We start from the raw sequence: 12,695 nt of genomic DNA, 5'->3' as shown, positions 1-12,695 counted from the left end.
GGGTCAGCGGCATGCCGTCTCCGGGTAGGCGGCGGTCGTCTCCGTCTGCACGGCCCGTCCGTCGACGTCCTTCGTCGCGACGAGCGTGATCTCGCCCGCGGCGAGCGTCTTGGCCTTCACGGCGAGCGTCTTCTCGGCCGACTCCCCGGCGGGGACCGCCGAGAACGTGTGCTCGCCCGCCGGGGTCTGCACGTGCACGTCGATCGGCACCGTGTCCTCGTTCGTCACGGACGCCGTCAGCCAGAGCTGCTTGCCCGCGGCCTTGCACGACGGCGTCGCGGTGCCGGAGAAGCGGACCGTCGTCGAGCCCGGCTCGGCGCCGACGGTGGCCGCTGTCGCGGACTGGTCGAAGGACGCGTTGCCGAAGGTCGTGAACCAGCCCTGGGCGGTCGCGAAGTCGTCGGTGAAGGCCCGCGACAGGAGCAGCAGGAGCCGCGCCTTGACGGCCGTGAGGTCGCCGCCCGCGATGATGCCGTTGCCGCCCCCGTACGACGACCCCGACCCGGTGCGCGTCGTCGAGACGAACCAGACGCCCTTGTCGCGGACGGCGGCGGTGCGGGCCTGGCTCATCGCGGACGAGATGCCCCCCGCACCCGTCCCCGCGGTGACGATGCCCTGGACGCCCGCGTTCGCGAACGCCGTCACGGCCTCGCCGCCGGCCTGCTGGTAGGACATGAGGATCTCGACGCGCGGGAGCGTCTTCGCGTCGACCTTCGCGAGGTCGAACGGCGTGAACCACTCCTCGGTGTCGCACGCGAGCACCCGCGCCGGGGCGCGGCCGAGCGTCACGTTGTCGCCGTCGATCCAGCCGAGCACGCCGTACTCGCGCGTCTGGAACGTGTCGGTGCGGTACGAGTTCGACTTCGTGACCTCGCGGGCCGCCTGGATCTCGTCGTTGAGCATCAGCACCGTGCCGAAGCAGAACGTCTGCTGGGACGCGGCGACCTTGATCGCGTTGTAGAGGTTCGCGGGCGCGTCCGTGCCGAACACGAGGCTCGAGTCCGGCCCGGCGCCCGACCCCCACGGGCGCATCGAGCCGGACGTGACGACGGGCTTGCGCGACCGCACGGTGAGGTCGAGCCAGTACGCGAACTCCTCCTGCGTGTCCGTGCCGGTCGTGACGACGATGGCGTCCGCCGTCTCGAGCTGCTTCTCCACCTCGAGCGTGAGCGCGTGGAACTGCTCCATCGAGTAGCCGGACGAGCCGGCGTTGCCGAACTGGACGGCGGTGACGTCGGCGACCGCGTCGAGCTCGGGCCGCAGCGTGTTCAGCATGTCCTCCATGCGGTACGTGCCGGCGCGGTAGCTCGTGAACGTGTCGCGGCCGGTCGCCTTGCCGGCCATCGTGCCGCCGGTCGCGACGACGACGACCTTCGGCTTCTCCGCCGCGGCGGTCGCCGTCGCGGTCGCGTACCGCGCGGACGTGATGCCGAGCGGGTTGGCGGGCGCGGTCCCGGCCGCGAGCACCGGTGCCGCGGCACCCTCGGCGCGCGCGGCGGCGGCCGACGCCCGGGAGTCGGCGACGGTGTACGCGACCGTCGCGGCGAGGGCGGCGCACGCGAGCACGAGCGCGACGACGGCCGCGACGGCGCGGCCGGACAGGGTCAGGGTGAACGTTCTCAACAGGGGGCCTTCCGTCGGGGGGAACATCTGGCCCGCCCGACGCTAGGGACCGTGTGTTGCCTGGGGATTGCCTGGGCGTAAGAAGTACGGACGTGCCGATTACCGCCGGAGCGGTTGACCCGCGCTGTCCGCGGGTCCAGCCTGGCGGGAGGGCCGGCGTCGGTCCGGCCCGGTCAGGAGCGGTCATGGACGATCGCGACGCCGCCCTCCTGCGGGCGCACGAGCACGCCGCCGCGTGGCTCGACTCCCTCGCGACGCGCCCGGTCCCGCCCCGGGCGGGCGTCGCCGACGTCGTCGCCGTGCTCGGCACGGACCTGCCGGACGGCCCGAGCCCGGCCGCCGACGTCGTCGACCTGCTCGCCACGGCGTGCGGGCCGGGCCTCACCGCGATGCCGTCGGGCCGCTTCTACGGCATGGTCATCGGCGGCAGCCACCCGGCGGCGCTCGCGGCCGACTGGCTCACGAGCGCGTGGGACCAGAACTCCGCGCTGCGCACCGTCACCCCGGCCCACACGGCCGTCGAGGACGTGACGAGCGCGTGGCTGCTCGAGCTGCTGGGCCTGCCCGCGTCGGGCGCGGTCGGGTTCGTCACCGGCGCCACGACCGCGAACTTCACGGCGCTCGCCGCCGCGCGCGGCGAGGTGCTGCGCCGCGCGGGGTGGGACGTGCGGCGCGACGGCCTCACGGGTGCGCCGCGCGTGCGCGTGCTCGTCGGTGCCGAGCGGCACGAGTCGGTCGACCTCGCGCTGTCGTACCTCGGGTTGGGGGAGCCCGAGGTCGTCGCCGCGGACGACCAGGGCCGGGTCTCGGTCGCCGCGCTCCAGGAGGCGCTGGCCGACCCGGCCTCTACCTCGCGGGACCAGGCCTCTACCTCGGGGGACCAGGGCTCTACCTCGCGGGACCTGGCCTCTACCTCGGGAGACCGGGGCTCTACGTCGGCGCCCACGATCGTGGTGCTGCAGGCGGGCAACGTGCACTCCGGGGCGTTCGACCCGTTCGGCCCGGCGGTCGAGGTCGCGCACCGGCACGGCGCGTGGGTGCACGTCGACGGCGCGTTCGGGCTCTTCGCCGCCGCGTCGCCGACGTACCGCCACCTCGTCGCGGGGTACGAGGGCGCGGACTCGTGGGCGACCGACGCGCACAAGACGCTCAACGTCCCGTACGACTGCGGGCTCGCGATCGTCGCGGACCCGGCGCCGCTGCGCGCCGCGATGGGCATGCACGGCGACTACCTCATCCAGAGCGCGGCGGGCGACCCCCTGGACAAGGTGCCCGAGCTCTCGCGGCGCGGTCGCGCGTTCCCCGTCTGGGCGGTGCTGCGGGCGCTCGGCCGCTCGGGCGTCGCGGACCTCGTGGACGGGTTCTGCCGCCACGCGGCGACGTTCGCCGACGCGGTGCGCGCGCTCGACGGCGAGGTCCTGCACGACGTCGTGTTCACCCAGGTGTGCGCGGCGTTCGGTGACGACGCGCGCACGCAGGACGTCGTGCGGCGCGTGCTCGACGACGGGACGGCGTGGATGTCCGGCTCGCGCTGGCACGACCGCGCCGTGCTGCGCGTCTCCGTGAGCTCCTGGGCGACGACGGACGCCGACGTCGCGGTGAGCGTCGACGCGCTCGGCCGGGCGGTCGCCGCGGCCCGCGCCTGACGACCGGCCCCGGGCGTCGGTCCGACGCCCGGGGCCGGTGGTGCGTCAGCGCCCGCGGTGCCGGCCGAGGTCGATGCGCACGAGGTGCCCGTCGGGCGGCGTCGTCTCGTCCGCCGGGAGGGCGTTCGTCGTCGCGAGCAGACCCTTGCCGTCCCACTCGAGGCCCGCGGGGAGCGGGACCTCGACGAGGGTGCTCGGCCCGCGCTTGCCGACCTGCGAGATCTTCCCGCCGAACAGCTCGGCGACGTAGACCGTGCCGTCGCCGGAGACGGCGAGGTTGGTCGCGCCGAGGAACCCGGTGGCGAGCCGGCGCACCGCGCCGCGCCAGGGATCGACCGTGTACACCGCGCCGCGCGCCCCGAGGCTCGCGTCCTCGGGCCCGCCGGGGAGCGTCGTCACGTAGAGCACGCCGCGCGGGCCCACCTCGACGTCCGTCGGGACGGGCTCGAACCAGTACGTCTGCCCGACGACGCACGCGGGCCACCCGAGGCCCGCCGCCGCCTCGGCGGTGACGACCGCGGGCTGCGCGGGCAGCACGGCCACCGTCCGGACCCGGCCGCGGTCGCTCACCGACAGGATCGCGTTGGCGCCCGCGTCGGCGACGTACGTGGTGCCGCGGGACGACGTCGTCGCGTACGGGTGGGAGTCCGCGATCCCCGTGTACCGGGGCGGGACGGGCGACGCGGGGACCTGGGCGACGCACGCCGGGTCGGTGTCGCGCAGGCCGTAGGTCACGCCGCCGTCGGGGTTGTTCGCCTGCTCGTACGCGAACGTGTCCGCGAGCAGGACGGGCGCGCCCGTCGGGTTGCCCCGCCGGTCGGTCCGCAGCGTCGACACCTCCGACGCGACCGGTCCGTCCTCGCCGAGCCGCGTCTCGGTGAACGTGATCCGGCGGCCGTCGTAGGAGACGCCGCCCACCTCGCCGCCGTCGGGCGACGCGTAGAGGACGGTCGGGGTGCCGTCGCGGCCGACGGCCGTGAGCAGCCCGGGGAAGTTCTGGGTGACGTAGGTGGTGCCGCGCGGCCCGACCGCGAGGCTGAGCGGGGTGACGAGGCCGGTCGCGACGTCGGTCACGGTCGGCGGGCGCGGCGAGGGCTTGCCGCCGTGCGCGACGGCGGGCCCGGCGACGAGCACGAGGGCGGCGGTCGCGGCGGCGACGGCGGCGGGCAGGGCGGTGCGGAGTCTTCTCATGGGTGCTCCTGGTCCGGCGGTCCCGCGGGGGCGAGGGGAGCCGGCGCGCGCTGCTGTCGGCGCGGGCGTCGCCCCGGGGACGAGGGTGAGGTGGTCGTCGGGCCGGACGACGTGGCGCGCCGGGGGCGTGCCGTGCGACCGGCGAGGCGCCGGCCGGGAGTCTGCTGTGCGTCGGCGGTGAGCACAGACCTCCGAGTGTGCACCCGCGGGCGGCGCCGGTCCACCATCGTCGCCCCGGGCGACGAGCACCCGGGGCGACGTCGGGGCCGGTGGGTCAGCCGCGGACGGCCAGGTCCACCCAGACGAGCCGGTGGTCGCTGCTCGGGAACGGGAAGACGCCGGTGAGCCGCGAGAGCGGGTCGGCCTGGACGGGCCAGAACACGCCCGCGTCGCGGACCCGCAGGTCGCGCGACGGCAGCACGTAGTCCGCGCGGAGGTTCCCCGGGGCGGTGTCGGCGAAGTCGGCGGTGTCGAGCGCCGGGTCGCCCCGGTGGGTCGTGTTCGCCCCGCCCTGGAGCGTGGCGGCCTCGACCGCGCCGGCGGACCGGGGCGCCGGGTCCTGGACGCGCCGGTGGTCGAGGAGCTGGTCGATCGCGGCGTCCACGGAGTCGCCGTCGAGCGGGTCGGCGTTCTGGTCGCCCAGGACGACGAAGCTCGCGCCCGGGCGCAGCCCGCCGCGCCGGCCCGCGTCGTCGTACATGTAGCGTGACGCCTTGCCGGGGGTCACGTAGTCCGCCCAGAACCGGATCTCGTCGTGGTTGCGGCGGCCGTTGCGGTCCTCGGGGCCGTCGAACGTGGGCGGGGTCGGGTGCGACGCGAGCACGTGGACGGTCTGCCGCCCCACGCGGACCGGGACGTCCCAGTGCGACTTGCTCGACAGCCGCACGACGTCGAGCTCCTCGGGCGTGAACCAGTCGGCGGGCGCGGGCGTCGCGGGGTCGTCCGGGAGGAGCGCCCCCGGCATGTCCTTCCACAGGAAGTGCTGGAACGTGCGGACGCCGCGCGTGTCGATCGGGTACCGCGAGAGCACGACCATGCCGTACTGCCCCTCGAACGCGCCGAAGCCGAACGCGTCGTCCCCGCCGCCGACCACGCCGTCGTCGTTCAGGTCGAACCCGCTGGGCACGCCGGTGTTGGACGGCGCGACGTACGCGTAGCGGTACTCGATCGGCTCGGCGCCGCCCTGCGGGACCTCGAGGTAGTGGTCGCGGAACAGGTCGACGGCGCGCCCGCCGGGCACGAAGTCGAACTCGTTGAGCAGCACGACGTCGGGCCGCGTGCGCTGGAGCACCTCGGCGATCGTCGCGGCCTGCGGGTCGTCGGGGGTCGAGAGGTCGGCCTCGAGCTCGCCCGCGGCGGCGCGGTTGAGGCTCGCGTTGTACGTCGCGACGCGGAGCGTCCCGCGGTCGTGGCCGTGGCGGTCGCCGTGCGCTGCGGCGGGCGCGGCGACGGCGCCGGCGCCCGCGACGGCGAGGGCCGCGGCGGCCGCGAGCGCGGTGCGTGCTGCGCGTGGTCGGGTGCGGGGCGCGGTCGGGGTGGACGGTCTCGTGGACACGGTGGCTCCTCGTCGTCGGGGACGGTGGTCGTCGAGAGGTTCCCCGCCACCGTACGCACGGGTGCCCACGCCCGGAAGGTCGGGAAGGTGTCGCGCGGTCGAACACCCGGCGCCGGGCCGGGGTGACGATGTGGGTGCCCGGTGGGACCGTGAGACATGGACACCTCGCCGTCCCGACCCGTCCGCACCTACCCGCACGGCGTGCCCTGCTGGGTGGACACCGAGCAGCCCGACGTCGACGCCGCCCTCGCGTTCTACGGCGCCCTCTTCGGGTGGGAGTTCGAGGACCGGCTCCCGCCCGGCGCGGGGGAGCGGTACGTCGTCGCCTCGCTCGGCGGGCAGGACGTCGCGGCCGTCGCGACGGGCCGCGCCGACCCCGGGTGGATCACGTACGTCGCGGTCGACGACGTCGACGCCTCCGCGCGCGGCGTCCCGGACCTCGGGGGCGAGGTCCTCGACGGCCCGACGACGGTCGGCCCGCCGGGGCGCATGGCGACCGTGCGCGACCCCCAGGGCGCGACGTTCCGGCTGTGGGAGCCCGGCGCGCGGCTCGGCGCGCAGCGCGTCAACGAGCCGGGCACGTGGAACTTCAGCGTGCTGCGCACGCCCGACGTCGCGCGGGCCCTGCACTTCTACGGCCCGCTGCTCGGTTGGGAGGTGAGCCCGGACCTCGGGGCGGGGATGGCGCGCGTCGAGGGCTACGGCGACCACCTCGCGCGGACGGTCTACCCCGAGATCGACGCGAACCAGGGAAGCGCCCCGCCGGGGTTCCGGGACGTCGTGGCGGGCGTCCTGGAGGAGCCCGGACCCGCACGTCACACGGTGACGTTCGCCGTCGCGGACCGGGACGCCGCGGCCGCGGCGGCCGAGCGGGCCGGTGCGGTGGTGCTGTCCTCGGCCGACACGGGGTGGACACGCGAGGCCGAGGTCCGCGACCCGCAGGGCGCGGTGCTCACGCTCTCGCAGTTCACGCCGCCCGAGGGCTTCTGACGGGACGGTGCCCGCCGGGTCGCGGCGGGTGCGGCATCATGACGCCGTGAACGTCGTGACGCGCAGCCCGCAGGCCCAGGTCGTCGACCGTCTCCGCGCCGCGGACCTCGAGTACGGGCGCGTCGGCCCGACGGACGACCGCGGCTGGACCTTCGCCGAGGTCGACACCGAGGACGGCACGTGCGCCGACGAGGCGGACGTCCCCGCGTCGGTCGCCGAGTCCCTCGCGCGGGTCGACGCGCTCGTGCCGGCGCCGTGGGTCGTGCAGCTCGACGCGGGCTCGGACCTGCTGCCCGAGGGTGTGAGCGCGATCCTCGCCGCCCGCCCGGACGCCGTCGCGCCGCCGGTCGTCGTCACGTGGGCCCCCGCACAGCCCGGCTCGAGCACCGACCACACGATGCGCCTCGACGGCGACCCGGGCGCCGTGCTCGCGGCCGTCGGTGCGCTCGTCGGGCTGCGCGACGCGACGACGGGCGCGGACCGGCTGCGCGCGCTCGAGCACCCCGACGACCTCCTCGAGGCGTTCGCGGCGGTCGCGGACCTGCCCGCGACGGACTCGGCGGCGCCCGACGCCGTCGTGCAGCTCGTCCGCGCCGACGCCGCGTTCGTCCGCGCCGCCGTCCGCCCGGCGGGCACCGCGTGGGTGCGCGCGACCGACGAGCGCACCGTCGTCTGGACCGCCGCACGCCCCGAGGCGCCGAGGTTCGGTGCGTCGGACGAGGCGGCGCAGGAGGCGTTCCGGTCGGCCCTCTCGGACGAGTTCCGCGCCCGCTCCACGATCGAGCGCGGCCTGCGCGCCGGGGAGGTCGTCGTCAGCCTGGAGCGCACCGGCCGGGGCGTCGCCTGGACGCTCAGCACGCCGGGGCGCCCGTGGGTCTTCGGAAGCTGGAACGACACCTGGACGGACCTCTCGACGTCCGGTCCCGAGGGTGCGTACGAAGCCCTGGTCGAGGCGTTCGGCGCCCCGCGCGACCCGGGCCGGCTGCGCGCCCTGCTCGCCGCGTCGACCTGGCCCGGCGACCCGGTCGCCGACCTCGCCTACCTCCTCGGGCTGCCCGCCGCGCTCGTCGAGGCCGTCGAGGACCCGGCGCGGTTCCGGCACGGCGCCGAGCGCGTCCAGCCCCTCGGCCCGACGGCGCCGCTCACCGCGACCGAGAAGGCGGCCCTCGTCGCCCGCGCGCCCCGGCGCGGTGCGGGGAGCGCGGCGTGGGACGTCGTCCTGCTGGTGCTGGGCCTCGCGCTGCTCGGCCTCGGGGCGGCGATCCTCGCGACGGACGGCGCCGTCGTCGGGTCGGACGGACCGCCCGGGTGGGACGTCGTCCCGTGGGTCGCGGGCGGCGCCCTCGTCCTCACCGGCTGGGCGCGGGCCGGGTCCGCCCGCGGGGAGCGGCGGCGCTTCCTCGCCGACGCGTGAGCGCCCGTCCCCGGTCGGCTGCGACCGGGGACGGGCGACGTCGATGTCAGGCGCTCCGTCAGGCTGCCCGGTCAGCGGCCGTCGAGGTGGTCGACCTCCTCGAGCAGACGCTCGCGCGTGGCCGTGTCGCGCACGAACTTCTCCACGACCTTCCGCACCGACGCCCACCGCCCGGCCTCGACGGCGTCGAGCGCCTTCGTCAGCTGGCCGGGCGGGAGGTCGAGCGCCGCGAGGCGCGAGCGCAGGCCCTCCGGCGTGACGGTCACGACGACGGTCGCCTCCGCGGTCGCCTCGCCGCCCGCGCCCCGCGCGGTCGCGGTCACCGTGTGCTCGCCGAGCGCGAGGTCCGCAGCCGGGACGACCGCCCCGTTGTCCACGGGCTCGCCGTCGAGCGTCACGACCACCTCGTCCGCGTCCGTCGTGCTCGCCGCGACGACGAGCGTGCCGCCCCGCTCGACCTCGGTGCCCTCAGCGGGGCTGACGATCGTGACCGTCGGCGCTCCGGGCGCGGGCGCCTCCTGCTCGCGCGCCTGCTTCCACCCGACGAACGCCCCCGCGCGGTCGGTGATGATGCCGTCGACCCCGATCTCGGTGAGGCGCGCCCAGTCGGCCGCGGAGTTCACCGTGTACGGCATGACGGCGACGCCCGCCGCGTTGAGGTCGGCGACGACGCCCGGACGCGCGAGCAGCGCGCTCGCCGACGGGTTGTACATGACCGCCCCGAGGTCCTGCGCCACGGTGACGGGGTCGGCGTCGAGCGCGCCGCGGAGCAGCCCGCGCGGGATCTGCGGGGCGTGCTCGCGCGCGGCGCGCAGCGCGTCGACGTCGAACGACTGGAGCACCACGCGGTCCTCGAGCCCGGCCTCGACGACCATGTCGACGACGCGCTCGACCTCCGCGGAGGTCTCGGGACCCTTGATCTCCAGGAGCAGGGTCGACGACCCGGTCTCCAGCAGGTCGAGCAGCTGCGCGAACGACGGCAGCCGCTGCCCGGCGAACGCGGGCGAGAACCAGGACCCGGCGTCGAGCGCGGTGACCTGCTCGCCCGCCAGGACGGCGACGTCGCCCGTGCCGTCGGTCGTGCGGTCGACCGTCTGGTCGTGCAGCACGACAGGGACGCCGTCGGCCGTGGTGTGCACGTCGACCTCGACGTACTCCGCCCCCGTGCGCATCCCGGCCGCGACGGCGGCGAGCGTGTTCTCGGGAGCCACCGAGGAGTAGCCGCGGTGCGCGACGGTGACGGGCAGCTCGCCGTCGCCGCCGACGTACGACGCGGGCTCGATCTCCGTGACGGTCACGTCGTCGACGCTCACGGTCGCCCCGGCGGTGACGAAGCCGAGCGCGCCGTCGCGGGACCGGTCGATCCGCCCCTCCAGCACGGTCCGCCCGTCGAGCGCGTACGTGACGGCCGCGCCCTGCACCTCGACGGACAGGTGCACGTCGCGCCCGGTCGCGGCGTCGGTCGGCGCCGAGCCGGTGTACGGGACGTTCCAGGCGTCCGCGACGGTGCGCTGGGCGATCTCGACGCCGTTGGGCGCCGTCGTCGTGCTGCGCAGGACCGCCTGCCACCACGGGGTCGTGCCGTCGGGCGCGACGTCGAGGATCGCGCCCGCCCAGCGCGACGCGTTGTCCACGCTCTCGAACCGGAGCGTCGCGTCGAGCCGGTAGTTCTCCGCTGAGCGGCCGAACACGATCCGCGCGGGCGACGACCCGTCGGGTGCGTCGCCGACGAGCCGGCCGTCGCGCACCTGCCAGTCGCCGAGCACGGGCGTCCAGCCCTCGGGGAGGGCGTCGCCGTCGAACGACTCGGCGAGCAGCACGTCGCCGGGTGCGGCGGCGGCCGGGGCCGCGAACGGCACGGTCGCGGTCGTGGCCGTGGCGGCGACGAGGGTCGTCGCGAGCAGGGTCCCCGCCAGTGCGGCGGCGGTGCCGCGCACGGCGCGGCGTCGGGTGGTCGTCATCGGGTCCTCCGAGCGTCGGGTCGGTTGCCCCGGCGACCCTAGGAACGCGGCGTTGCGCTCCGGTGGACGCCGGGCGACGCCTCGGGGACGGTCAGGTGTCGGGACGCCGCCGCCCCCTCGGCATCCCCCCGAGCCTCACCCGGGGGGATCCGTCGCGCCCGTCAGGAGCCGTGCGACGTCGGACCCCGCGGCGAGCAGCGCGACGGTGCGGCGCGCGATCGCGTCGAGCCGGGCGCCGAGGGCCGCGAGGGTCGGGACGACGTCGTCGAGCCGGCGCAGCGCCGCGATCGTCTCGCGGACCGCCGCGACCGGGTAGCCGGCCGACCGCAGCGCCGCGGTGATCCGCGCCTCCCGGACGGCGGCGGGCGGGTAGGCGCGCGCACCGTGGGTCCCGGCGCGCGTCGCGACGCGCTCGGGGGCGACGAGCCCCTCGCGCTCCCAGTGGCGCAGCGTCGAGGCCCGCACGCCGAGCGCCGCGGCGAGCCCGGTGATGGTGAGGACGTCGTCCTCGTCGCCGGCCGCGCCCGCGGGCACGTTCGCGGACGGGCCGCCCTCGTCGGGTCCGGTCTCGCCGCTGGGCCCGCCCTCCGCGCGGATCGCGAGCAGCGCGCGGCGGGCGACGAGCGCCTCGTCCCGCTCACGCGCGAGCGTCACGTGCAGCGCCCCCACGCGCGCTGCGGCGTCGGGCAGGGGGAGCGTGCGGACGTCGCGCAGCACCGCGCGCGCGACGACCGGGCCGACCGCCGTCGCCAGCCCCCGGTACGCACGCAGCGCCAGCACGTGCTCGTCGCCGAACGTGCGGTAGCCGTTCGACGACCGGCCCGCGGGCGGCAGGACGCCGAGCGCCTCGAGGTCGCGCACCTGCTGGACGGACCAGCCGGTCGCGCGCGCGACGTCGGACGTGCGCAGCGCCCGGGACGCGCCGGGACCGCCGCCCGACCCCCGCGCTCGTGCACCCACGTCGCCCAACCCTCCGGAAGCACGTCAACCTCACACTGGAACCATGAGTATGGAGCAGATCCTCGCCACGGTCCGGTCGCTCGACGGCGCCCTCGTGCTCTCCCCGGGGCCGGGCAGCGCGTTCCCCGAGCTCGCGTGGGGCGACCACTTCTTCTACCACGCCCCCGACGGCGTCGTCCCGCCCGGTCAGCCGTACGGCACCGTCGTCACGAAGGACTACCCCGACGACACCGCGTCGCGCCTGGGTGCGGAGGGGCGCTGGAGGGTCAACGTGCACGTCGGGCGCGACCGGTTCCGGACGCTCCTCGGCACCGACCCGCGCGACGGCGCGGCGTCGGAGGTGGCGGAGACCGACGTCGTCGTGCCGCACCCGGTCTACGGCGCGCTCGGCTGGGTGGCGGTCGTGGTCCCGGGCGAGCGCACGACCGCGCTCGTCCTCGACCTGCTGCGCGGCGCCCACGACGACGCCCGCGCCCGCACCGCCCGCCGCACCACCCGATAGCGAGCCCGCCGTCGACCACGGGGTCGGTCCCCGCCGAGCACGGGGTTGGCGGCCTCTTTCGCCGGAAGAGCGACCACAACCCCGTGTTCGGCGGAGGTCTCTCCGCCGGGGGGGTCGGGCGGGGCGGCGGTCAGGCGGGGAGCGGGGTGCTCGCGCGAGCGGGCGCGGGGCGCGCGGCGACGTGGCCGTGGCCGGCGACGTCGACCCCGACCGCGAGGAGGCGGGGGACGCCGTCGGTCACCTCGACGGTCGAGACGGACGCGTTGGGCAGCGCGACGAGGCCGGTGGGGGCGAGCGTCGCGAGCCACGCGCCGAGCGTGAGGCCGTGCCCGACGACGAGCACGTGCCGGTCCCGCGTCGCGCCCGGGCGGGACGCGTCGTCGTGCGCGGCGACGACGCGCGTGAACACCGCGCGCACGCGCGCCATGAAGTCCCGGCCCGGCTCCCCGCCGCCGACGCCCGGGTGGGTGCCCGCGAGCATGCGCGGCACGAGCTCGGCCCACGGCTCGACGGCGTCGAGCTGCGACTCCGGCCGTCGCTCGTAGGAGCCGAACGACAGCTCGCGCAGGTCGGGGTCGACCGCGAGCGGGAGGTCGGGGTGGTGCCGCAGGATCTCCATCGCCGTGAGGACCGCGCGGCCCTGCGGCGAGGAGTACGCGGCCGCGAAGTCGTGCCGCGCGAGGTGCTGCGCCGTGACGCGCACGCCCGCACGTCCCGTGCGGGTGAGGGGGGAGTCGCACGCCCCCTGCAGGTGGCGTCGTGCGTTGAGGTAGGTCTGCCCGTGGCGTACGAGCGTGATCGTCAGGGTCATCGTCGCTGTGCCCTCTCCGGTGCGTCCCGGTCTGCCGGTCAC

General features: G+C 76.6%; 10 protein-coding genes. 4 read left to right on the top strand and 6 right to left on the bottom strand.

Going from position 1 to position 12,695, the window contains the following annotated elements; all coding sequences use genetic code 11:
• Nucleotides 1–3: 3 nt before the first annotated feature.
• On the bottom strand, nucleotides 4–1,623 hold the full coding sequence (locus HKK73_RS17375; RefSeq protein WP_253705694.1) for an asparaginase: 1,620 nt from the start codon (nucleotides 1,621–1,623) through the stop codon (nucleotides 4–6).
• Between the two features lie 185 nt (nucleotides 1,624–1,808).
• Here HKK73_RS17375 and HKK73_RS17370 point away from each other — a divergent pair, with 185 nt between their 5' ends.
• Nucleotides 1,809–3,269, top strand: a complete 1,461-nt coding sequence (locus HKK73_RS17370) for a pyridoxal-dependent decarboxylase (protein WP_171468508.1) — start codon at nucleotides 1,809–1,811, stop codon at nucleotides 3,267–3,269.
• Between the two features lie 45 nt (nucleotides 3,270–3,314).
• Here HKK73_RS17370 and HKK73_RS17365 read toward each other — a convergent pair whose 3' ends face one another.
• Complete coding sequence (locus HKK73_RS17365) at nucleotides 3,315–4,460, bottom strand: ScyD/ScyE family protein (protein WP_171468507.1); 1,146 nt, start codon at nucleotides 4,458–4,460, stop codon at nucleotides 3,315–3,317.
• Nucleotides 4,461–4,734: 274 nt separating this feature from the next.
• Nucleotides 4,735–6,015, bottom strand: a complete 1,281-nt coding sequence (locus HKK73_RS17360; protein WP_171468506.1) for an endonuclease/exonuclease/phosphatase family protein — start codon at nucleotides 6,013–6,015, stop codon at nucleotides 4,735–4,737.
• A gap of 156 nt (nucleotides 6,016–6,171) precedes the next feature.
• On the opposite strand from HKK73_RS17360, the gene HKK73_RS17355 reads away from it, so the two are divergent.
• Together HKK73_RS17355 and HKK73_RS17350 are read left to right on the top strand one after the other, a co-directional pair.
• On the top strand, nucleotides 6,172–7,005 hold the full coding sequence (locus tag HKK73_RS17355; RefSeq protein WP_171468505.1) for a VOC family protein: 834 nt from the start codon (nucleotides 6,172–6,174) through the stop codon (nucleotides 7,003–7,005).
• Nucleotides 7,006–7,051: 46 nt separating this feature from the next.
• Nucleotides 7,052–8,419 (top strand): hypothetical protein, encoded by a 1,368-nt coding sequence (locus HKK73_RS17350; RefSeq protein ID WP_171468504.1) that lies wholly within the window; start codon nucleotides 7,052–7,054, stop codon nucleotides 8,417–8,419.
• A 71-nt stretch (nucleotides 8,420–8,490) separates the two neighbouring features.
• Here HKK73_RS17350 and HKK73_RS17345 read toward each other — a convergent pair whose 3' ends face one another.
• Complete coding sequence (locus HKK73_RS17345) at nucleotides 8,491–10,380, bottom strand: glycerophosphodiester phosphodiesterase family protein (protein WP_171468503.1); 1,890 nt, start codon at nucleotides 10,378–10,380, stop codon at nucleotides 8,491–8,493.
• Nucleotides 10,381–10,515: 135 nt separating this feature from the next.
• On the bottom strand, nucleotides 10,516–11,340 hold the full coding sequence (locus tag HKK73_RS17340; RefSeq protein WP_253705693.1) for a MerR family transcriptional regulator: 825 nt from the start codon (nucleotides 11,338–11,340) through the stop codon (nucleotides 10,516–10,518).
• Nucleotides 11,341–11,383: 43 nt separating this feature from the next.
• Here HKK73_RS17340 and HKK73_RS17335 point away from each other — a divergent pair, with 43 nt between their 5' ends.
• On the top strand, nucleotides 11,384–11,842 hold the full coding sequence (locus HKK73_RS17335; RefSeq protein WP_216608013.1) for a DUF6194 family protein: 459 nt from the start codon (nucleotides 11,384–11,386) through the stop codon (nucleotides 11,840–11,842).
• Between the two features lie 130 nt (nucleotides 11,843–11,972).
• Here the strand turns inward: HKK73_RS17335 and HKK73_RS17330 are convergent, their stop codons facing one another.
• Nucleotides 11,973–12,653 (bottom strand): histidine phosphatase family protein, encoded by a 681-nt coding sequence (locus HKK73_RS17330; protein ID WP_171468502.1) that lies wholly within the window; start codon nucleotides 12,651–12,653, stop codon nucleotides 11,973–11,975.
• Nucleotides 12,654–12,695: the final 42 nt, after the last annotated feature.

It is taken from the genome of Cellulosimicrobium sp. 72-3, from assembly GCF_013127315.1.
In the GTDB taxonomy this organism is placed as follows: domain Bacteria; phylum Actinomycetota; class Actinomycetes; order Actinomycetales; family Cellulomonadaceae; genus Cellulosimicrobium; species Cellulosimicrobium funkei.
This window is presented reverse-complemented; position numbering and strand designations above follow the sequence as displayed.

What these genes read in the sequence shown, in the direction of transcription:
- HKK73_RS17370 (WP_171468508.1), top strand. Translation starts at nt 1,809, where the DNA reads ATGGACGATCGCGACGCCGCCCTCCTGCGGGCGCACGAGCACGCCGCC.
- HKK73_RS17365 (WP_171468507.1), bottom strand. Translation starts at nt 4,460, where the DNA reads ATGAGAAGACTCCGCACCGCCCTGCCCGCCGCCGTCGCCGCCGCGACC.
- HKK73_RS17355 (WP_171468505.1), top strand. Translation starts at nt 6,172, where the DNA reads ATGGACACCTCGCCGTCCCGACCCGTCCGCACCTACCCGCACGGCGTG.
- HKK73_RS17345 (WP_171468503.1), bottom strand. Translation starts at nt 10,380, where the DNA reads ATGACGACCACCCGACGCCGCGCCGTGCGCGGCACCGCCGCCGCACTG.
- HKK73_RS17335 (WP_216608013.1), top strand. Translation starts at nt 11,384, where the DNA reads ATGAGTATGGAGCAGATCCTCGCCACGGTCCGGTCGCTCGACGGCGCC.
- HKK73_RS17330 (WP_171468502.1), bottom strand. Translation starts at nt 12,653, where the DNA reads ATGACCCTGACGATCACGCTCGTACGCCACGGGCAGACCTACCTCAAC.